This is a genomic window from Rosistilla carotiformis (genome assembly GCF_007753095.1).
Classification (GTDB): Bacteria; Planctomycetota; Planctomycetia; order Pirellulales; family Pirellulaceae; genus Rosistilla; species Rosistilla carotiformis.
In genome coordinates this window covers 4,227,320-4,249,441 of the sequence record NZ_CP036348.1, presented here as the reverse complement: position 1 = coordinate 4,249,441, position 22,122 = coordinate 4,227,320, and the positions used below count along the sequence as shown (strand labels likewise).

Genomic DNA, 22,122 nt, shown 5'->3' with positions numbered 1-22,122 from the left:
AGCCTGGCCTCGCGACCAGGCGTTTGGCGTTGGTCTCGTCGCGAAGCGGAGGAGGCTGACTCGGACAGTTCAGTTCGATGGTAGTTCCAACTGGCCCAGGTCGTTGGGCTGGTCGGGACCAATCGTAATCGTCACCGGACTGGTTTCCGCGTCGCTATAGCTTGCATCGATTTTGTTGGGCCCGGTAAACGATCGTGCCACCACGTTATAATCCTTCAGCACGAACGTGACTCGATAGTCTCCCGCCGGGGCACCATCGCCATCGGCATAGGTCGAGACTTTGATTTGCCCCTGAGCGTCGGTGAAGCCTTGCGGGAAATAGTGCTTGGCCGTTTCCTTGACATTGGTGGAATGCAGCGCCACTTGAATGTTCTCTACCGGCTTGCCATCGACCAGCACCGTGCCTGAGAGAGGATAGACCGGCAGTTCGCCGGCATGTTGCTGTTGTCCACAACCGAAGGTTGTGGCGACGCCGATCGCGACGGCGACAAGTACTGGAATGTGAGCGTCCATTGGTGCTCGGGCCTTACGGCGCCACCTCTCCTTTGGCGCGAGTGATTCGAGCGGCAAACGTGAATGCATCGATGGATTCGGAATTGAATTGCACCGATCCATCGGCCATCAGAAACATGGCACCGCCAGGATGAAAGGCGTGAAACCCTTGGCTGCGAAGGTTCGTGCAATTGATCGGACACCCTCCTTCAGGCATCGGGAAAGCGGTCGCGCCACGGACCGAACCACTAAACCAATTTTCACCGTTTAATGGGTCGCCCCAACCGCCGCCATTGGTGTCTCCCACCCCAGCTGGGACGGCAAGAATTTTTCGCCCCGTATAGATTTCCTTTCCGCCTGTCCGTTCGCCCATCAAAAAGGTGTTGCTGGTGCCGTCGAGGATCGATGAAAAACGAGTCGCTGCTGTCTCCAGTGGAGTGACCTTTGCCAATGCCCCTTCCCTTGCGCCACCTTTGTTGTTGTTGTAGGCGATGTCAGCGAAGGTTCCGGTGACTCCACCGATAGGACAGTAATCCGACGGAGCCGCAGTAAAGCTGATCGCTGTTAGGCCTGGTAAAAACGCGCCAGCTGTGGCCGCGTCAATATTGACGTCGAAGACTCGATCAATGCCGCCGGGAGCCGATGGACAGACAAAACCGGCTAATGGCGTGGAGATCACCGAAACGTTTTGTTGTCCGATCGTCCCACCTTCATTGGTCGGCGAAAACCGGCTGTCGTACCGGTCATACAGCGGTTGCTGTTCCATAAACGGCAACAGCCCGACACAACCCCCTTGAATGTTGTAGGGAGGAGCCGGGTAATGCACGTACCACGCTGCGGGAAAGCTCTTAAAGGTGTCGTGGTAGTTGTGAAACGCCAACCCGATCTGTTTGAAATTGTTGCTGCATTGCATCCGGCGAGCGGCCTCGCGAGCCGCTTGGACCGCGGGCAACAACAAACCAACTAAGATGCCGATGATCGCGATCACGACCAACAGCTCGACCAACGTGAAACCTATCCGCCTCGATCTCATTGCCGTCTTCCTTCCAGAATATATCGCTTGAAAAGAGCGGAAATAGCGTCGCGGCAACGTTGCCCGCGACGCCACTCCGGCGATCATCCTAGCACCACACCCATGCGGCGACAACTAAAAGCTCGAACTGGCGGGCGTTTTGTTGCAACAAGTGCGCCGGTTCTCAGCGCGATAGGAACAATCGTTTCGAAAGGTTTCGCGGCGCCTGGATCATCACGCTGGCATAATCGTCTTCGACCAACGACAGGTTTCCTGGCGTGCTGTCGGGATCGAACTGGTCGACCGATTGCACTTCGATGTTGTGCGGACGAATTCCAAACGCATCAACCCGTTCGGTAATTCGAATTGTGCGGGTTTCGCCAACCAGCAATGTGCCCAGCGTCCAAAGTCCCGACGCCGCGTCGAAGGTTCCTTGGCTGACATCCGCCCGGACGAACGTAAAGCCAGCGGGAATTGGCAGCGAAAGGATCACATCGGTTGCCGTGTCGGGACCTGCGTTGCTAACGGTGAAGGTCGTCACCACGCTGTCACCCAGTTCCGGTGTCGGGTTGTCGACTGCCGCGGTCACCGATAGGTCGCTGACTTCGGGAGTCACCGTGACGCTGGCTTGATCGTCTTCGCCCGCGATCCCGTTGTCAGGAGTCGAATCGGGATCGAACTGCGCCACCGCAACGATCTCCGCTGTGTTGGTGCTTGGGTCGGCGCTGTTGATCCGAGCGCGGAGCGTCATCGTGGCCGTTCCGGTATTGGGAATCCCGCCGACGTTCCACAGACCGGTGTTCGAGTCGTATGTTCCTTGTGTTTCAGTCGACGACTGGAACAACAGTCCTGGCGGCAACAGATCTCGCACGACGACGCCGGTCGCGTCGTCGGGGCCGTTGTTGACGACGGTGATCGTGAAGATCACGTCCTCGCTGGCCAGCGGTGTCGAATCGGCAACGATTTTGGTCAAACCCAAGTCGGCGACCGGGGTGACGAAGATGGCGCTGCCGAAGTCGTCTTCGTTAATGTTATTGTTGCCCGGCGTCGAATCGCTGTCGGGTTGATCGGCGGCGGTAATCTCCGCCGTGTTGAGCACCGTTCCCGTCGTATTGACCGTCGCGGTCAATCGCAGCGTCGCCGATGCGCCTTGGACCAGGCTGCCCGCAGTCCAGACGCCCGTCGATGCGTTGAAAGCGCCTTGAGCTACCGCGGCGGAGACAAACGTCATCCCTTCGGGCAACCGGTCGGTGATTTCAATCCCCGTTGCGTCCGACGGGCCATCGTTGGTGACAACCAAAGTGTAAACAACATTTTCGCCCCGGTTGGGTGCGTTGTTGTCGATCGTTTTGGTCAACGAAAGATCGATCAACTGAGGCTCGATCGCAACGGTCGCTTGGTCGTCTTCGGTCGGGTCGTTGTTCCCAGGAGTCGAATCGGGGTCGCGTGTGTCCGAAGCAACGATCTCGGCTTGATTAACCTTCTCGATCACGTTGGTTCCGTTGGCGACGATCTGCAAGGTGGCGGTCCCCTGATTTCCCAACGCTCCGAGATCCCAGATTCCGGTCAGTTCGTTGTAGCTGCCGCGCGAAGCGGTTGCCGAGACGAAGACGACATCGGGTGGCAATTGGTCTTCGACTTGAATTCCCGTCGCGCCGTCGGGGCCCGAATTGGTAACCGTGATCGTGAAGGTCACGTTCTCGCCGACATTCGGGGTTGGATCGTCGACGGTTTTGGTTAATGAAAGATCGGCCGAAAGAGGTGTGATGTCGATGCTGGCGTAGTCGTCTTCGGTCGTGATCCCGTTGTCGGGCGTTGAATCGACGTCCAATTGGTCCGTGGCGGTGATCTCCGCAACGTTCGTCTTCGTATTGGGTGTGTCGACGCGAACGGTAATTGCCAGGGTTGGCGTCGATCCGCGGGCGACCGATCCGACGTTCCAGACTCCGGTCGCGTCGTCATAGTTGCCTAGGCTGGCGATCGCCGAAATGAACGTCACTCCGACCGGCAGCGTGTCGGTCACCGCAACGCCTGTCGCGGTGTCGGTTCCCGTGTTGGTGATCGCCAAGTTGTAGACGACATTTGCACCGACGTTGGGCTGCGCCACGTCGACCCCTTTGGTCAAGGCGAGGTCAACAAGTTGAGGCGTCAGCGAGACGCTGGCTTGATCGTCTTCGGCCGTCAAGTTATTGCCGGGGGTCGAATCGGGATCGGCCACCTCCGACGCACTCACCTGCGCCGTGTTGGTCTTGATCCCTCGTGTATCGACGCGAGCGATGATCTCCAATTGAGCGCCCGAGTTATTCGGAACCGTCCCTACCGACCAAGTGCGACTGGTCGAATCGAAGGTGCCCAGGGTGGCGCTGGCCGAAACGAATGTCATCCCGGTCGGCAGCGTATCGAGAACCTGCACGCCGGTTGCCGCATCGGGGCCGTCGTTGTTGAGATCGATCGTAAAGGTGACGTTATCGCCGACGTTCGGATTGGCGTTGTCGACCGTTTTTGTAAGCGATAGATCGGCCTGCCGCGTCGTGATCGAGGCGACCGCTTGATCGTCTTCGCTGGCGACATTGTTGCCGGGAGTCGAATCGATATCGGGTTGGTCGGCATCGAGGATCTCGACGGTGTTGGTCAATGTCGTCGCAGCATTGACGCGGGCGACCAGCGTCATCGTGACCGATCCAAACGCGGGCACGGTGGGGATCGACCACTGTCGCGTGGTCGTGTTAAAGGTTCCCTGGCTGGGCGTTGCCGACACGAAGGTCAGCCCCGTTGGCAAGCGATCGACGACCACGACATTGGTCGCTGCGTCGGGCCCCGCGTTGTTGACGGTGATCGTAAAGGTGACGTTTTCACCGAGATTCGGTTGCGCCGTATTGACGGTCTTGGCCAGCGAGAGGTCGACGATCTCTGCGTTGAAGGTCACCTCGGCGGTATCGTCCTCGCCCGGGACGCCGTTGCCCGGTGTCGAATCGGGATCCAATTGATCCGAAGCGATGATTTCTGCGCTGTTCGCGTTCAACCCCGCATTCCCCGCCGTCGCGACGATCCGCAGCGTTGCCGTTCCACTGTTGGAGATCGTACCGACGTTCCAAACGCCGGTCCCGCTGTCGTAAACGCCTTGGCTGCCCGAGGAAGAGACGAAGGTCATGCCGGTGGGCAATTCATCGAGAACGCGGACACCTGTCGCTTGGTTGGGGCCGCTGTTGGAAACGGTGAGCGTGAACGTCACGTTTTCACCGACGTTGGGCGAAGCGTCGTTGACCGTCTTGGCCAGCGAGAGGTCGGCGGTTTGCGGAGTCACCGTCACCTCCGCCCGATCATCTTCGGTCGTCGCTCCATTGCCGGGAGTCGAATCGCTGTCGAACTGGTCCGACGCGGTCACTTCGGCAACGTTCGTCTTGGCCCCGACCGAATCGATTCGGCCAGTAAGGATCAACGTTTGGTTGTTGTTGCTGCCGATCGAGCCAACGGTCCAAAGGCCGCTGTTGCTGTCGTAGCTGCCGATGCTCGGCTGAGCCGAAACGAAAGCGATTCCCGATGGCAGCAGATCGACGACTTGAACCCCTGTCGCGGCGCTCGGGCCGGCGTTGTTCAGCGTGATCGTGTAGACAACGTTCTGGCTGACGTTGGGAGAGGTCGAATCGGCGACCTTCGTCAACGACAGATCGGCAACTTGCGGGGTGACGGCAACCGATGCTTGATCGTCTTCGGTCGGGTCGTTGTTGTTGGGCGTGCTGTCGACGTCAGCTTGTCCGGCAGCAGTCACCTGCGCCGAGTTCGTCTTGGTGCCAGCCGAAATCACGCGGGCTGTCAGGTTCAACGTCGCCGTCCCGCCGCTGACCAGATCGCCTACCGTCCAGAGACCTCCGGTGCTGCTGAAATTCCCTTGCGAAGGACTGGCGGAGACAAACGTCAATCCGCCGGGCAACACGTCGGTCACGGCAACGCCCGTGGCGGTGCTGGGGCCAGCATTGTTGATTGTTAGCGTAAACGTCACCTCTTCGCCAACATTGGGAGAGGCGTTGTTAACCGATTTGAGAAGCGACAGGTCGATCAATTGGGGAGCGATCGTCACGCTCGCTTGATCATCCTCGCCGGGAAGACCGTTCCCCGGCGTGCTATCGGGATCGGTCTGATCCGCCCGAATGATCTCTGCGGTATTGGTCTTATCGCCCGCCGTTGCCAGCGTTCCGTTGATCTGCAGCGTCGCCGTCGCGCCGTTAAGGAGGCTGCCAACGGTCCAGATCCCCGTTGCGTTGTTGTAGGTTCCTTGCGATGGCGTGGCGCTGCCAAACGTGATCCCGGTCGGCAATTGGTCGAGCACTTCCACGTTTGTCGCTGAATTCGGACCGCTGTTGGTAACCGAGACGGTAAACGAAACGGTCTGACCGACAACGGGGGCCGCCGTGTTGGAAACCTTCGTCAGACTGAGATCGGCTTGCTCAAAGTTGTCGAAGTCCTGCGTGATGGTCGTCGGGCCAATCGCGCCGACCAGTTCCGCGGTCCCGTTGATGTTGGGGACGCCTGTGATATCCAGCTCGATCGCACCGACCTGCGTGAAATCGGCCGTGCCGATGAACGCGCTGAACGGGATGTATTCGGTGCTGGTTGCCGAACCGCCCGTGTCGGGAATCACCAGCGTCGTCTGGCTCGAACGGTTCGTTGTCGCACCGTTTCCGTCGTCGCTGTAAACGCGTACGATCGCCGTTCCGCCAAGGTTATCCGCACCAATCTGTAAGCGAAAACCGGCGGCGGTACCGCCGGACGTCAGATCGACTCCGCCAAGCCCTGCATCGTTGAGGGTCAACGCGTCGCCATCGATCCCATCCCAAGAGACGTTCCATTGACCGTCCCCCGAAGAAAAACTGTCGAATGCGAGGATGCCGGGCTGCAGCGGATCGTTGATCGAAATCCGCACCAATCCGTTGACCGACGTTTTATTGACGAAGATGTCGCGTTCGCCACCCAAGGTCGCTGCATCGGCCAAGCTGGAAGCGACGCGCACCCCATCGTTTGTGGTGTCGCTGACCAAATCGGTCGTCTCATCGAACGAATCGATCGTGCGGATCAAAATTCCTTCGGCTTGCGCTGCGGTGATCGGGATCGCCTGACTGACCTGCTGGCTCAGGGTATTGCCACCGATCGTTTGGGCGGGCTGTTGGACAAAGTAGCTGCCCGCGGTGAGGCCGGTTAGGGTGTAGCGACCGGTCGCGTCGCTGATGTCGGTTGCCACCGGCGAACCATCGCCAGCCCCCGGTTCGAAGATTCCGTTGCCGTTGTCGCGGTAGACGTTCACCGTCGCCCCGGCGATCTCTTCACCCGCGCTCAGCCCATTGCCATCGATATCGTCGTAGACGATCCCCGAGATGTTGGCCAAGTCGGTTGCAACGGCCAGCAGCCGCCGCGATTCGAGTTGTTCGAAACGCGGCCGATAGCGACTGCTTTGTTTTTCGCGGCGTTTGCTATCGCGGACCCTTCGCTTGGAGAGGCCACGAATTTTCGACACGATATCTTTAGAGCGACCCATACGTCCCTACCACTGCAATTCACCCAGGCTGCATAACACAACTAACTGGCCTAATTTGTCACACGCGAGCCGGTCGAGGGCAAGTCCCTGACCGAAAAAGTGACGAGAATGCAGTGTTTCAGAACGTTTGCCATCGCAGGACGTCTGCGGGCGGCCGTCCCCTCGCGGCTACTTCAGCTCGCGGATGCGAATATCTTTGAACTCGACCCACATTGGTTTGCCTGCATGCAGCTGCAATGCGAGCATTCCATCGAGCAAGGCCAGCTCGGGCGTGGCATCGGTGAAATCGAGCACCAGACGGCCATTCATATAATGACGCAGGCGGTTGCCTTCGGCGATGATCGCGACGTCGTTCCATTGGTCGACGTTGAACAGTTCTTTGTATTCCGCCGCGTCGATCAACTTTCCTTCGACCTTCTTGCCATCTTCGCCCCAAGTCGCCTTTTCGCCGACCAGACAGATGCGACCGCGTTTTCCACCTTCGTCGTAGATGAAACCGGAGACGTTGGGCAGATTCTCTTCGTTGCGGATCTCGTGTTGATACCCACGCATCACCCAGGCGTTGCGGGGTTTGCCGTCGGTGATGTGACGCGAGCGATATTGAACGCCCGAGTTATTTGTCGCATTGCAACGGAAGGACAAACGCAATTCAAAGTCTTTGGTTTTCCCTTCCTGCCAGATTAGAAACGTGTTTCCTTTGGCGACATTCTCCGCTGTCGTTTCGCCGTGGATCACGCCCTCTTTGACCGACCACAGCCGGGGATCGCCATCCCAGCCGGTAAGGTCTTTGCCGTTGAAGATCGAAGTCATCTCGCCCGATTCCGCAGGGAGAGTCGTTGGTTGATCGGCGGACAGGGGGGCGGAGGCGAACAGCAGAGCAAGGGTTGCAGCAAAAATGCAGCGCATGGTGTTGGGGTCCTTTGGGATTTGCGTAACAGAAGACAGGCCCGCGATGTCATCGCGGCGCGATTCGAGATCGCTGCCAGCAGGGCGTGGAGACGCCCTATCGAAATCGTTGCTTCGTAGGATTCAAAATTATAGCGACCGGCGAGCCAAAAGACATGCGACCAGGCAAATGGCGTCGTCTGGTGAATGCCCAAAACCACCAGTCCAGAAAAACCGCACAAAAAATCCAAAATGACTAAAACATTGATGCGATTCGGACGATCACTACAACTGTCACAATCATTCTGAGTCGGGAGTCTCTCCCGCTGGAACGGACCCACCAGATATCCAATTGGAGAGCGATCGATGTTTCAGACCATTCGAGCCAAACGTGCCATTGCCGCCATGTTGTGCGCTGCCGTTTGCATGCAACAAGCTGTCTTCGCAGCTCAACCGCAATTCACCGTCATCGAAGGCGTTAAAGTTTACCGCGGTATTCAAGACCTTGCCTTGGACCAAGCTGGCAATCTGAACGGATCGATCGTCGACGTTGTCGGTCAACCGGTTCAAGGTGCAACCGTGGTCATCGGCCAACAAACCGAGCACGTCACGACTGTCAAGACCAACGAACGCGGCGAGTATTCGGTCGAGGGTTTGAATCCTGGGACCTACCAAGTTGCCAGCTTCGCCGGTCTGCGAACGTTCCGCGTTTGGAACGCCGATTCGGCTCCTGAGGGTGCCCTCAAAGGCGCGATCGACGTCACCGACACCAAGACCTATCGCGGCCAATGCGATGACCGCGGCGGCGACGAAGGCCTGTGCCTTCGCCTGCTGAAGAGCCCCTTGGTTTGGACGGCTGTCATCGCTGCAGCGATCGTGATTCCTTTGGCTTTGGATGACGACGACGACGCCAGCTGATCGACGCGGATGTTGAATTAGCAACGCGGCGACGAACGCCAGGCGATCTATAAATCATTGCGAACAGCCCATCGAATTTATCGATGGGCTGTTTTCGTTTGTAGCCGAACTTGCAGCGCGTCAGCTTCGCGATCCCCAGCGACAACGATACAATGGACGCATCCGGTTCTCTGAGCCCATTGCCCCTTGTTGTATCCCCTTCCCAAGAGTGAATAGCTATCGTGTCGGAGGCAGAAGCGAGTTTCGATCCGTTGGTCGATCGATTGCCCAGTCGGTTTGTGGTTGGTATCGATTTGGGAACGACCAATTGCGCCGTCACCTACATTGATACCCAACAGACGCCTTGGCAGATTCGGGTGTTATCGATTCCGCAATTGGTCGCTGCGGGACAGGTCGAATCGCGCGATACGTTGCCTTCGTTCCACTATCAACCCGCGTCCGGACAAGCCAGTGGCGAATCGCTTCGCCTACCGTGGCATCAAAGCGAAACCGATCACTGCGTCGGGGTGATGGCCCGCGAGGAGGGAGCGCAGACGGCAGGTCGTGGCATTTCGTCCGCAAAGTCGTGGCTGTGCCACGCGGGGGTCGACCGTACGGCGCCGCTGCTGCCGTGGCATGCCGTCGATGACGTCCAACGGATGTCTCCGGTGGAAGCGAGCAGCCACTACCTGACGCACATCCGCAACGCGTGGGATCACCAGTTCCCAGACGCACCGCTTGCCGATCAGGATCTCGTGATTACGTTGCCGGCGTCGTTTGATGAAGTTGCGCGCGAGCTGACCGTTCGCGCGGCGCGCCAAGCAAAACTTCCGCGAGTCGTCTTGATCGAAGAACCCCAAGCCGCGTTTTACGCTTGGGTCTACAAGCATCAAAACGACTGGCAACAGCGCGTCGATGTCGGGCAGACGATCCTGGTTTGTGACATTGGCGGCGGTACCAGCGACTTTACATTGATTCGCGTCCGCGCCAGCCGGACCGAACCCGACCAGATCCAATTCCATCGCGTTGCCGTTGGAGAACACTTGATTTTGGGGGGCGACAATCTGGACCTCGCGCTCGCCAAACATCTCGAGCAAAAACTGACGCCTGGGAAAAAGCTGCCTCCACGGCAATGGGATCTGTTGTTGTCGGCAAGCCGGGCTGCAAAAGAGCAATTGCTGGGCGAAGGGGCATCGCAACAGGTCTCGATCAGCCTGCCGTCGGGCGGTTCGCGGCTGATCGCCAGCAGCCTGCAGACCGAAGTCACGCAAGAGGAAGTTCGCGCGTTGCTTGTCGATGGCTTTCTTCCCGAGTGTGAACTGGCGGATGCACCGACACAACATGCCTCGGGGTTTCAAGAGTTTGGTTTGCCCTACGCTTCGGATTCGGCGATTTCCCGCTACTTGAGTGCCTTCCTGACGGCGCATCGCGAGGACGACGGGGGCGGTTTGCCCGACGTCGTTCTGTTTAACGGCGGCTTCTTTGCATCGCCGGTTCTGCGTGGCGAAGTGCTTCGGCGGTTGGAACATTGGCTTGGGAAAACGCCCACGCTGCTCGATAACGATCGCCTCGACTTGGCCGTTGCGCGGGGCGCGGCCTACTATGGTATGGTTCGGCGAGGCGAAGGGGTCAAGATCGCCGCGTCGCTGGCCCGCAGCTACTACATCGGAGTCGATGCCGATGCGGTCAGCGGGCAACCGCGGGTCGTTTGTCTGGTCCCCGGCGGAGCGCAACCTGGCGAGACGTTCGAACTCGACCAAACCTTCCAACTGACGATCTCGCAACCGGTTGAGTTCCCGTTGTATGTTTCCAGCATTCGTCTGGCCGATCAACTGGGCCAAGTCTTGCCGTTGGACGTGGAGCAGATGACTTCGTTGCCACCGGTGCGGACTGTGTTGCGTTCGAAAAACCGCAAGGAGACGGGAGAGGTCTCGGTCCGTTTGCGGATCGGGCTGACCGAAATCGGGACGATTGATTTGTCCTGCCACGAGATCGGCAGCCATCGCAGCTGGAAGCTGCAGTTCGATGTTCGATCGACCACACAGACCGACGCCGCTGTGCACGTAGCCGTGGGCGAATCCGAAGGGTTCGTCGACGAAGAGACTTGGTCGCTGTGTCGCCACGCGATCGCGGAGGTCTTCGGCGACACAGGAACCGCCAAGCCGGCACGCATCGTCAAGCATCTGGCCGAGATCATGGGCAGCTCACGCAATGCGTGGCCGATGTCGCTGCTGCGGCGGATCTGGGAAGCGTTGATGGATTTTGAAGGGGGCCGCCACAAGAGCGCTGCGCACGAAGCCCGCTGGTTGAATCTGTTGGGTTATTCGCTGCGTCCGGGGTATGGGCTCGCCGTCGATGATTGGCGCGTGGCTCAAACATGGCGGACGCTGCATGGCAAGTTGGCGCACCACGGCGGCAACATTCAGACCGAAAGTTTGATCCTGTGGCGACGGATCGCGGGTGGACTTAGCAGCGGACAGCAGGCGGCGATCGCTGAGAACTGGATCGCTGCGATCCGTGGAATGCATCGCAAATCGATCGGTCGCCCGGTCGGCAACGCTGCTCCGTTGAAGCCCGAAGAATCGGTGGAGGTTTGGCGTCTGCTTGGATCGCTGGAATTGTTGAGCGTGCGAAACAAGATCGATCTGGGGAACATGATCATCGATCTGATGAACCGCAACAGCATGCAATCGCCTCGCGAAGCGATGATTTGGGCATTGGGGCGACTGGGCACGCGTCAACCGTTTTATGGTCCGCTGAATACGGTGGTCTCGGTCGATGCGATCCAGCCATGGATCGCTGCGTTGTTAGCCGTTCGCCAACGCGGCCCCGCCGAACAATTGGCGCTTGTGCAGCTGTGTCGCCGCGTCGATGACCGTTACCGCGATGTTGAATCGTCGACACGCGATGAAGTCGTCGACGCGTTGAGTGACGATCAGGTTTCAGAACACTTGACCACGCTGGTCTCCGACGGAGGCCGGTTCAGCCATGAAGAGCAGGAACAGGTGTTCGGGGAAGCGTTGCCACGCGGCTTGCGGCTGGGGTAGCCTTCGCTTCCCAAGTGATCACGCCGTCGCTGGGTTCCTGGGGTCGGTCCGCTGGATGATGTCGCTGATCCCCGTTTGGTTAAATCCTTTGTAGCCATCGTTGCGTTCGAGAATCTCCAGATGGGAACCGCTGGCCCCCGTTTGTTCGAAGCGTTCGGCTTGGGCAGCGGTGATCACGCCATCGGCGACCGCGTTGCGAAGCACCCACGGATCGACCGGCCAGATCTCTGCGGTCGTAAACGCTTGTCGCAGGAAGGGGAAATCGGTGAACGGTTCCATCGTAGGGACGCCAGCGGACGCCAATTGCGACCGGACGGCATCAAAGGCAAACTGGCATTCCAGGTGATGCATCCCAGCGGCCAGGAACGCTTCGCCATGCAGACGGCACCATAATCCCACGGTCCCCAATTCGGAAAGGTCTGGCAGCGGCTGGTGCGCGAAATCGCCAGCGACTTCGTCGGGCGAGAGATCCACGTCGGCAAACACGATCACCCCCGCTTCGGATTGCTCGAGCACTTGAGCGCCCCACCCCGCCTGGGCTCCCGCATAAAACCGTTCCCGGCAGGTAAAACCAAGCACCTCCAGGGCTTCGATCACACGATGGAAGCAGACGCGGCTGGATCGGTAGGTGTGATGGTCGTGGTTGGCCCAGCCGAGTCCCAAGACATCCTGTCGCTTTTTCTGAACACTCGCCGCATGGTTGCGATTTTGCCAATAAACGCGCTCGGATTGAAAGAACTGGTCGCAAGCCAACCCGCTGCCGAGCTTTTCTACGGCATCTTTTAGCAACGCGATGGTTGTTTCGAAAGCTTGCTGGGATTCGTGCCCATGGACGGGACGGTAACGTTCGTCAAACGCTTTGCGAAACGTGGCGATTCGCGATGCGAGTTCCTGGTCGGAGCAGGCCGATGCCTTGCCGTGGTTCTCGCCGACTGCGAGATCACAGGCGGCGCCGACATAAACCACAGCGCGGCGGCTGCGCAATCCATCGCTAGGTTGCCGGTCGGTGGCGTCGTGGACGATCCCCATCGCAACGCAGAAATCGTCGATTCGATCGGCCTTGATCGTCAAACAAGGTTTCTCGGTCTGCGGTTCAAACCGGACTGTCGGAAACATTCCGTCGCGGTTCCGCAACGTTATCGCATCTTCGCCCAGGCAGGTCTCAAAGCCGACGTTTAACAAATTGTCGCGCAGCGTCCCATCGTCGGGCAAGCGAATTTCGGTAACCCAATCGATCAACCGTGTGCCGGTTTCCGACAGCATCCTCGTGGCGAGACTTTCGATCCATCGTTCGCTGGTTGCCAGGCGATCGACCAAACCTTCGATAGCTTGCCAAGCCTCGGGTTGCGGTTGCCATTGGAAATTGTTGTCGCCGCTGGGATGCGATTGAATCATGGATCGAGCGCCTTGTAGGGATATAATTCCAAAGCCTTGCCATCTTCATTATTTGTTTCTGGGACCCTTTGGAGAATCGGCCATGACAAACGTGTTACTGCTAGGGGCAGGAAAGATCGGCCGAATGATCGCAGGTTTCTTAGCGGAAACCGGGGACTATCAAGTGACCGTCGCCGATTCCCGGCCGGAGACGCTAACGCGGTTCCAATCGATGCCGGCGGTAGACACCTTGCAGATCGACGCGGGGAATCGATCCGAATTGGCCGCGGCCATGGCTTCGCGAGGGATCGTGATTTCTGCCCTCAGCTTTCACTTCAACCCTTTGATCGCCGAAGTCGCCTTGCAAACCGGCAGCAGCTATTTTGATCTCACCGAAGATGTGCAAACGACGCGTGCGGTGCAGGCCGTTGCCCAGAATGCCGCGGCGGGGCAGATCTTCATGCCCCAGTGCGGTTTGGCTCCTGGATTTATCTCCATCATCGCGCGCCATCTAAGCGGAGAGTTTGAACAATTGGAGTCGGTCCGAATGCGCGTCGGAGCGCTGCCGCAATATCCGACCGATGCGCTGAAGTACAACCTGACATGGTCGACCGACGGCTTGATCAACGAATACTGCAACCCGTGCGAAACGATCCATCAAGGGGAACGCATCGATAGCTTGCCGTTGGAAGGTTTGGAACATTTTTCCATCGACGGAGCGCGGTACGAAGCGTTTAACACCAGCGGCGGGCTCGGGACGCTTTGCGATACGCTACGCGATAGCGTGCAGTCGCTCAACTACAAGACGATCCGTTACGTAGGGCATCGCGATTTGGTCGCCTTCCTGGTCAATGATCTTCGCCTCGGTTCGCGTCGCGAATTGCTCAAGGACATCCTCGAGCACGCGGTTCCCGTGACGTTTCAGGATCTTGTGATCACGTTCTGTACCGTGACTGGCCAACGCAACGGGCAATTGGTCCAATTGAGCGATGCGCGAAAGATCTACGCGCGGCAGATCGGTGGCGAGCAGTGGAGTGCGATCCAGATTACCACCGCCGCAGCGATCTGCGCGGTCGTCGATCTGCATGTGGCGGGACTGCTTCCCAGGCAAGGTTTTGTGCGCCAAGAACAGGTCCGCTTTGACCAATTTATTGCCAATCGGTTCGGTAAACACTACCAGACGGGGCAACAGCCCGATATCCGGGAACCGGGGGCGGTGTAGCGTTCCAAATCGGTCGCCGCGAGGCAAACGAAGCGTTTGAAAACACCGCGTCGTAGCGCGGCGGACTACTTTTGCGCCAAGGAGTTTCCTACAGCGATACCCGCCGGATATTCCAGCCACTCGGTAACGAGCAACTGTTCCAGAAAGTCGATGTTCATCGATTTGGAAATCTCTTGTTTCAAGTGATGCTTCAAATCGGTTTGGATCGGATCGGCCAACCAAGCTTTGTCTGCAAGCCGCAATTGTTGTCCAACGACCTCGGTCAGCATCGCGATATTCTGCTCCAATTGCTTCCGACCACGCAGCGATTGGCTCGGTTCCAAGAGGGCAAACAGATGCACTTGGTAGATCGTCGTTTTATCGTCCGCGCGTTGAAAGCGAAATTCGCCCAGATCGACCGCTTGGGATTCTTCGGCTTTGATCTTCACCAGTTCTTTACGAACGTTCACGATGATCAACGCGTGCAGCGCCACCATCACGAGAATCAAACCAAATACCCAAAAACGACGAATGAAATTCACAACGATGCCCAAGTTTCGATGGTGCTGGGCACGGCCGCGAATGCAATGTTTACAGACGAAATGCCCAGCGTCGTGAAAACTATAGGTCACGACCAGTCGACGGCAAGAAAAACGAGGGCATTGTTTCTTGCGAAGGTTTCACTGGGATGTGTGCGGTGAAAACCGCGGCGACGATCCTTAATAGAGTGCCGAGGCCAATTTTCGGCGGTATTCGCCCGTCAATGGCGAATCGTCGGGGAGGGTGCGGAAGATATCGATCATCAGTAAACGAGCCGGATCGCGACGATCGCCCTGCGTGGATTCGACAACAGCCAAAGCGAGGTCGAGCGCGGTTTGGAAATTGCCCGCCGCGGCCTGCATGCGAGCGACTTCAATCTTCAGTTCAGGATTGTTCGGGTCGGCGGCCAGTTGCGCTTCCATTTCCCCAAGATCGCCCGTTGGAAGGGCGGCGGCCAACGACAACCGCGACTTCAATTGTTCGGCTTCGGGCTCCAGAAAACCACGCGATTCCAAATCGTCCAAAACTTGGGTCGCGGTGGACACATCTCCGGCGGCGAGCGATGCGCGGCCTAGACCGATCTTTGCCGGAACGTTTTCAGGATCTTCGGCGAGCATTTTTTGATACGTTGCCAACGCCGCGGCGGGGTTGGAATCTTCGGTCCGCTTGGCCGCGACAAATTCGCCCGCCGAAACCATCCTGCGGAAGAAGACACGCAAGACTTCTTCACTGACCACCCCCTGCAGTCCATCGACGATCGCACCCTCGACGACGCCAAAGATTGCGGGAATTCCAGACACACTAAACTCGGTCGCTGCCTGTTGGCAATGGTCGGTGTTTGCTTTGACCACCGCCACGTCGCCCGCGAATTCTTCCGCCATTTGTTCTAACAGCGGTGCGAGCGCACGGCACGGTTGGCACCAATCGGCCCAGAAATCGATCACCACCGGTACGGTCTGACTCCGCTCCAGTACATCGATTTCAAACGTTCGGTCGGTGGTTTCAATCAGGTTGGATTTGTTCATCCAACCATTGTGACATCATGAGCCGTCGATTACCACAGCCTCCCACGTGGCCGAACGGTCGTGTTGGATCACGCGCCGCGGGAGAACTTCGACATGCGTGCTGCGGTCGATCGCCGATGCCGATCGACCATTCGAACGGGACGCTATTGGCGGAAGATTTCTTCGCCGCTGGCGACTTCGGCAGAGCGTTCGGAACGGACATCGTCGGACATCAGGACACGCTGGAAAAACAACATTAAAAGGGTGCAAAGGTAACGACGCCCCATCTGTCCCATCCGCAAGTTGGTCGCGCCCCAGGTGCGTCCCTCCCAACGAATCGGCACTTCGGCGATGCGATAGCCACCGATCAATGCGCTCAACGACATTTCCAACGTGATGTTAAAGTGGCACGATTTGTAGGGCCCGCACGTCGTGATGACTTCGCGTCGGTAGGCCTTGAACGCGTTGGTCAGGTCGTTCAAATCGGTCCAGAACATCCACCGGATCGTGTTGTTGACTATTCGGTTGACGACAAGCTTCACACGTGGATAGCGATTGACGTGCGCACCGGCGATAAACCGAGATCCAAAGACGCAGTCGTATCCGGATTGGATGGTTTGGTAGTACATCAATGCGTCTTCGGGATGGTCCGATCGGTCTGCCATGTAGATGATGACGACATCTCCCTGGGCATAGTTCAATCCGGTCCGCACCGCGCGGCCAAAGCCCGCCGGAAGCGTGCGGCGAATCAACCGCACGCCTGGCCACCGCGCAGCCCGATTCAACACCTCCGCTTCGGTCGCGTCTTGGCTGTTATCGTTGACGACGATCAGCTCGGTTCGAATCTGGTGTCGGTCGACAAGGCATTCCATCAGATCGTCGATACACGGCCCGATGTTGGCAGCTTCGTTGTGTGCCGGAAGAACGAGCGTTAATTGGGGACGTGGCTCATTCATTCAACAACTCTTGAGGTCGGTAGACTTCGACAAAGCAATTTTGGGGGCGTTCGCGCGTGCCGTACGTTTTCTCGAGCACCGCATCGTATTGTTCGCTCCAATTCGCATCGAGTCCTTCCCAAGCGAGCAAGATCACGGCATAGTCGATCGTCTGGTCTCCCCAATAGAACTCCCGTTCCTGGCAGAGCAGCGTTTCACGACCACTCAAATACACATCAAAAACATAGGATAGATCCGCGAGGAAAAGGCCCTCCTTCGGCAGATCGTCCAAGACCTGAGCAATAAATGTCGGCGCGTGGTACTTCGGGTCTCCCCAATAGCGCACGTACCGATACGACGATGTCAGTCCGGCGCCAGGAAGGGAGATACCAATCAACAGCACGGCACTAATCCAGTAGACGATCCGACGCCGTTTGCGACCGGGGACTTCTCGGTCGCCAGCCGCTTGTGAATTGCGATCCCCATGCACGGTGCCAGCGAACCAATCGACCGTCAGCGCCAGGGCGCCCATGATCCAAAATACGGGATAAACCCAATAGCCTTTGGTCGGATGGATCCCCGCGACGACCGCCGTCAGGTAAACGCTCGACCAACACAAGCCGAGATACGGGACGGCAAATCGACGTGGTTGGGTGGTGAGGATCACAACGGAACCGGCGACCAGTGCGGACGCCAACAACAAGCACTGCCAAACACCTGCGAACTCGAACAACAGCACCGCATGATGCCGCAGCGAATCCCATGGAAACAACATGCGGCTGCCGATTCCTGGACCCGCGCGATCGACAACGTTCGCAAAAAATTGGTTCTCGAATTCCTGCGGGTACATCGCGATCAACGGTGTCCACAGCAACAGGGTAGCACCGGTCGATAGACCGAACACCAGCGACTGTTTCGCCTTGTCGATGATCGAAGATCGCATCGCCACAATCGCAAATCCCACTTGGATTGCAAATACCAACGCAAACGGATGAAACAGCGCGCCCAAACCGCAGAACAGTCCACTGATCGACAGCTGTGATAAACGACCGTCGGCGAAAAAACGAGTCAGCATCAGGATGCACAGCCAGCCACAGACGGCGCACAACAAATCGGGACGCACCACCAATCCTGTAAACATCAACGGTCGACCGATGGCCATCAACGTTGCGGCCAACAACGCTGCGGCATCCGATGTGCCCAAGCGTTTGCACAATCCAAACGTCAAGGGGATCGTCGCCAGGGCGGCGAGAAACAATGGAATCCTCGCGGTGGGATACCCCGCGGGGAAGATGGCGAAAAACGGCGCTTGCAAATAAAACAACGCCGGTGGCAGCGTGAAGAGGCAACGATCGGCATCTTTAAAAAACGTGTCGCGGTTCTGCGTCGGAACATAGGGAATCCGCGGAATCCCTTCTTTCCACACCGTATAGCCCGGGACTGCGAACCAATGTTCATCTTGCCCGCCGGGCATATGGATCAATGCGGGCAGACGCAGCACAACAAATAGAAGTACCGGAATTAACCAAACGTATCGAACGCAAAGCGTTTTGTCGTGAAATCCTCCGGACCTCGATTCGAACTTGTTGCGAAGCGAATTCAATTCGAAGTCTCCAACCAGTCGGGGTTGGCCGTCGCGTGCGCTGCGATTTCGTCAAGGACTTGCGAAACGGAGATCTTCGGTTCCCAATTCCATTGGTCCTTCGCGCGACTCGAATCTAAAACGATCCAAGGCAGATCAAATGCCCGTGTCTCCGTGGATGCCGCGATCGCGTGAGGACCAAACCGATCGTCGCACCACTGGGTCAGTTGGTGAAGAGAGATCGCAGATTCGATTCCGCCACTGACATTCAGCACGGGGGAGCGTGTTGTCGTCGAATCTTCCGTCATTTGCAGATAAAGCAATCGAGCCAGATCCTGGGGGTGGAGGCAATCGCGGACCTGTGTTCCCTGGCCCGCGAAGCCGATGTATTTCAGCGGCCTGCGTCGAAGATGTGAATGGATCCAGTACGCAAAGATCCCTTGATCGGGGCGTCCGAATTGACCGGCGCCGGCAAGGACGCCACAGCGGTTGATCCAAACCGGAAATTGATAAGCCAAGCCATATTCCAGTGCCATCGTTTCGGAGGCAAGCTTCGTGGCACCATACATGGAGATGGGGGAACGTGTCGAAAACGCTTCCGAGATACCCGCGGTCGATGCACCGACCATCGTGACGTCCGGCGACAATTGAAACGCGTTATCGTCGATGTTCAATGGGAGACGGTTCAGTTCCGCAATCGAATAGACTCGGCTGGTGCTCAGCAGAATCAGGCCGCTGCGATGGGTCGCGCACTGTTCCAGTAAGTGCAGCGTTCCCATCAGGTTCGTTTCAACGACTTGTCGACTGCTGTGACGGCCGTCCACACCGGCAACCACCGATGGCAATGCAGCCGCATCGATCACCCAATCACAACGTCCCACCGCGGCAAGATCGCTCGCGACGCGTAGGTCTCCATGAAACAGCTGGACGCCACGCGATTGCAGAGGTCGCCAATTCCGCGCGCTGCCTGTTCGCGCGAGGTTGTCGATCCCGACGACTTGAAGCGAAGGATCGATATCGAGAAGCGTTTTCGCAATCGCCGACCCCACAAAACCGCAGACGCCCGTGATCAGAACTTTAAACTTCAATCCAACCTCACTGTCGCGACGCATGCAGGGCCATTTTCTCGATCCTTAATATAGAGCTTTCCAAAACATGCGGCGAGAGGTGAGGGCTTTTCGCAAGCGAGCCGATATCGGCGTTTTGGTGAACATGCGCAAACACAAATTCGGTAGCGATAGGGGCCCAAGCGGCTGATCGTAGTTACAGAGCGATCGCATGTAGAAAGGTTGTCGGATCGGGTTGTCTTTGCCGATAAGCGAAGAGATAAGGCGCTCGACAAACTTGGTATGGCTGTCATAACTAATTCATTGGACTGCCTGCGAAACCCTTCTACGCTAGCAAGAGACTCATGGTGCCCACCGCTCAACTTTGTTTGGTTCTTCACAACCACCAACCGATCGGAAACTTCGATGGAGTTTTCGAGCAAGCTTATCAAGACAGCTACCTACCGTTTTTGGACGTGTTTGAGCCGTTTGCCGAGCTGCGGATTTCGCTGCACACCAGCGGTCCGTTGATGCTGTGGTTGGCGGAGCGGCATCCGGAGTACCTCGAGCGTTTGCGGCGGCTCGCCGCGCAGCAACGGATCGAGATCATTGGGGGGCCGCTGTATGAACCGATTTTGTCGATGCTGCCAAGTCGCGACCGGATCGGTCAGATCCGCGCTTACAGCCAATGGATCGAAGAACACCTCGACGTAAAAGTCGCGGGGATGTGGACTCCCGAACGCGTTTGGGAATCGCATTTTGCCAGCGACCTGGCGGATGCGGGAATCGGATACACCGTGCTGGACGATTTTCATTTCCACGCCGCCGGATTGCCTAAAGAGCAATTGACGGGTTACTTCATCACCGAAGAGGAAGGGCGTCTGTTGCGGGTCTTCCCCGGAAGTGAACAGCTGCGGTATTTGATCCCTTTCGCGCCGGTGGAGCAGACGATCGACTACATCCGTGGCGCGGCCGAACAGCAGCCCGGCAGCGTGTTTGTCTTCGGCGATGATGGGGAAAAGTTCGGCACCTGGCCCGATACGCAGCAGCATGTCTATGGCGACGGTTGGCTGATTCGGTTCTTCGAAGCGCTGACCGACAACCGCGATTGGTTGGCGACCAATACCTTGGCACAAGCCATCGAAAGCACGCCCGCCAAGGGAAAGGTCTATCTACCCGATTGCAGTTATCGAGAGATGACCGAATGGGCGCTCCCGGTTGCGCAGCAGATTCAATACGACGACGCCACGCGTGCGTTGCGACAAGATTCCGCCCAATGGGATTCGATCCAGCCGTTTGTTCGTGGAGGTTTCTGGCGGAACTTTAAAGTCAAATATCCCGAAGCGAACGAGATGTATGCGCGGATGCTCTCGGTCAGCCGACGTCTTGCGGATATGCAAGGCGAAATCGATCCCGACGTTTGGAAGAAAGCACAAGACCATCTCTACCGTGGTCAATGCAATTGTTCGTATTGGCATGGTGCGTTTGGTGGAATCTATCTTCCGCATCTGCGAAACGCGGTGTACCACGAATTGATCACTGCCGACAACCTCTTGAACCAACAACGCTACGGAGCGACACCTTGGGTGGAAGCGACCGTGGAAGACTACGATTTCGATGGCGATCAGGAGGTGCGGTTGTCGAGCGACAAAATGGTTGCCTGGTTGGCACCGGCGCGCGGCGGGCGGTTGTACGAACTGGATACCCGATCGATCGCGCATAATCTCTTGGCAACGATGCAACGAAAGCCGGAACCTTATCACCGCAAGGTGCTGTCGGGGGCGAGCGGCGAAGGGGATTCGGTCGCCAGCATCCACGACCGGGTCGTGTTTAAGCAGGCGGGCTTGGACCAGATGTTGCAGTACGATCGCTATCCGCGCAAATCGTTGATGGATCACTTTTGGGATGACGACGCGACGCTCGACGCGGTTCGCAGTGGCGACGCCATCGAACGTGGCGACTTTGTCGATTTGGGGTATGAAGCGAAGCTGCGTCGCGCGGCCGACCGAATTCAAGTTCAGATGCGCCGCGATGGAAACGCGTGGGGCATTCCGTTGTCGATCACCAAAGCGGTCACGATGTCGGTGGGGAGCGAGACGTTGGAGATCGCATATCTGATCGAAGATCTTCCCAAGGATCGCCCCTTACACTTTGCCATCGAGCTCAATTTCGCCGGGCTGCCCGCTGGGGCGGACGATCGCTACTTCAGCGATCTCGAAGGGGAACGGTTGGGGCAATTGGGCAAGCGCTTGGACCTCAACGCATCCGCTGGGATTCAAATGACCGACGAGTGGTTGGGGATTGACGTCGCGTTGTCGATCGATCGACCAAGTGGCGTGTGGGCCTTCCCGGTGCAAACGGTCAGCCAAAGCGAAGCCGGGTTTGAATTGGTCCATCAAAGCGTCTGTGTGATGCCGCACTGGATCGTAACGGGAGACGCCGATGGCCGTTGGACGGTGACGATGCGGCTTGCCATCCGCGATCGCGACACGCCGCTAAATCGGAAGCACGCCGATGCAGCGGATCTTTTACGCGTCTGAGACGCTGCCAAAATGAAAACGTCAAGCGGTTCCCAAC

Annotated in this window: 14 protein-coding genes; 4 read left to right on the top strand and 10 right to left on the bottom strand. The window is 57.8% G+C overall.

The annotated features are described in order from the left end of the window. Positions 1 to 69: 69 nt before the first annotated feature. The 4 genes from Poly24_RS15310 to Poly24_RS15295 form a co-directional block, all read right to left on the bottom strand. Positions 70 to 513, bottom strand: a complete 444-nt coding sequence (locus Poly24_RS15310) for a hypothetical protein (protein ID WP_145097026.1) — start codon at positions 511 to 513, stop codon at positions 70 to 72. 13 nt (positions 514 to 526) lie between these two features. Next, the gene (locus Poly24_RS15305) at positions 527 to 1,525 is read right to left on the bottom strand and encodes a DUF1559 domain-containing protein (RefSeq protein ID WP_145097023.1); all 999 of its coding nucleotides are present in this window, start codon (positions 1,523 to 1,525) and stop codon (positions 527 to 529) included. 163 nt (positions 1,526 to 1,688) lie between these two features. Further along, a complete protein-coding gene (locus tag Poly24_RS15300) occupies positions 1,689 to 7,034 on the bottom strand; it encodes a DUF11 domain-containing protein (RefSeq protein WP_145097020.1) in 5,346 nt (1,781 codons plus the stop codon). A gap of 168 nt (positions 7,035 to 7,202) precedes the next feature. After that, a complete protein-coding gene (locus Poly24_RS15295) occupies positions 7,203 to 7,940 on the bottom strand; it encodes a 3-keto-disaccharide hydrolase (RefSeq protein WP_145097017.1) in 738 nt (245 codons plus the stop codon). A 345-nt stretch (positions 7,941 to 8,285) separates the two neighbouring features. Between Poly24_RS15295 and Poly24_RS15290 the strand changes: the two genes are divergently transcribed. Further along, the gene (locus tag Poly24_RS15290; RefSeq protein ID WP_145097014.1) at positions 8,286 to 8,837 is read left to right on the top strand and encodes a carboxypeptidase-like regulatory domain-containing protein; all 552 of its coding nucleotides are present in this window, start codon (positions 8,286 to 8,288) and stop codon (positions 8,835 to 8,837) included. Positions 8,838 to 9,058: 221 nt separating this feature from the next. Beyond that, positions 9,059 to 11,863 carry a hsp70 family protein gene (locus Poly24_RS15285; RefSeq protein WP_145097011.1) on the top strand — a complete coding sequence of 935 codons (2,805 nt, stop codon included), beginning with the start codon at positions 9,059 to 9,061 and terminating at the stop codon, positions 11,861 to 11,863. Between the two features lie 18 nt (positions 11,864 to 11,881). Here the strand turns inward: Poly24_RS15285 and Poly24_RS15280 are convergent, their stop codons facing one another. Then, the gene (locus Poly24_RS15280) at positions 11,882 to 13,258 is read right to left on the bottom strand and encodes a hypothetical protein (RefSeq protein WP_145097008.1); all 1,377 of its coding nucleotides are present in this window, start codon (positions 13,256 to 13,258) and stop codon (positions 11,882 to 11,884) included. A gap of 82 nt (positions 13,259 to 13,340) precedes the next feature. On the opposite strand from Poly24_RS15280, the gene Poly24_RS15275 reads away from it, so the two are divergent. Continuing rightward, complete coding sequence (locus Poly24_RS15275; protein ID WP_145097005.1) at positions 13,341 to 14,459, top strand: saccharopine dehydrogenase family protein; 1,119 nt, start codon at positions 13,341 to 13,343, stop codon at positions 14,457 to 14,459. Between the two features lie 65 nt (positions 14,460 to 14,524). Here the strand turns inward: Poly24_RS15275 and Poly24_RS15270 are convergent, their stop codons facing one another. The 5 genes from Poly24_RS15270 to Poly24_RS15250 all read right to left on the bottom strand — a co-directional run bounded on the left by Poly24_RS15270 (position 14,525) and on the right by Poly24_RS15250 (position 19,611). Continuing rightward, complete coding sequence (locus tag Poly24_RS15270; protein WP_145097002.1) at positions 14,525 to 14,980, bottom strand: hypothetical protein; 456 nt, start codon at positions 14,978 to 14,980, stop codon at positions 14,525 to 14,527. A gap of 177 nt (positions 14,981 to 15,157) precedes the next feature. Further along, positions 15,158 to 16,003, bottom strand: coding sequence for a tetratricopeptide repeat protein (locus Poly24_RS15265; protein WP_145096999.1), 846 nt, complete (start codon positions 16,001 to 16,003; stop codon positions 15,158 to 15,160). 143 nt (positions 16,004 to 16,146) lie between these two features. Beyond that, a complete protein-coding gene (locus tag Poly24_RS15260; protein ID WP_145096996.1) occupies positions 16,147 to 16,938 on the bottom strand; it encodes a glycosyltransferase family 2 protein in 792 nt (263 codons plus the stop codon). After that, positions 16,931 to 18,520, bottom strand: a complete 1,590-nt coding sequence (locus Poly24_RS15255; RefSeq protein WP_145096993.1) for an ArnT family glycosyltransferase — start codon at positions 18,518 to 18,520, stop codon at positions 16,931 to 16,933. The genes Poly24_RS15260 and Poly24_RS15255 overlap by 8 nt, the downstream gene beginning before the upstream one ends. Further along, the gene (locus Poly24_RS15250) at positions 18,517 to 19,611 is read right to left on the bottom strand and encodes an NAD-dependent epimerase/dehydratase family protein (protein WP_145096990.1); all 1,095 of its coding nucleotides are present in this window, start codon (positions 19,609 to 19,611) and stop codon (positions 18,517 to 18,519) included. Before Poly24_RS15250 ends, Poly24_RS15255 begins: the two co-directional genes overlap by 4 nt. Before the next feature lie 299 nt (positions 19,612 to 19,910). On the opposite strand from Poly24_RS15250, the gene Poly24_RS15245 reads away from it, so the two are divergent. Further along, complete coding sequence (locus tag Poly24_RS15245; RefSeq protein ID WP_145096987.1) at positions 19,911 to 22,085, top strand: alpha-amylase/4-alpha-glucanotransferase domain-containing protein; 2,175 nt, start codon at positions 19,911 to 19,913, stop codon at positions 22,083 to 22,085. Positions 22,086 to 22,122: the final 37 nt, after the last annotated feature.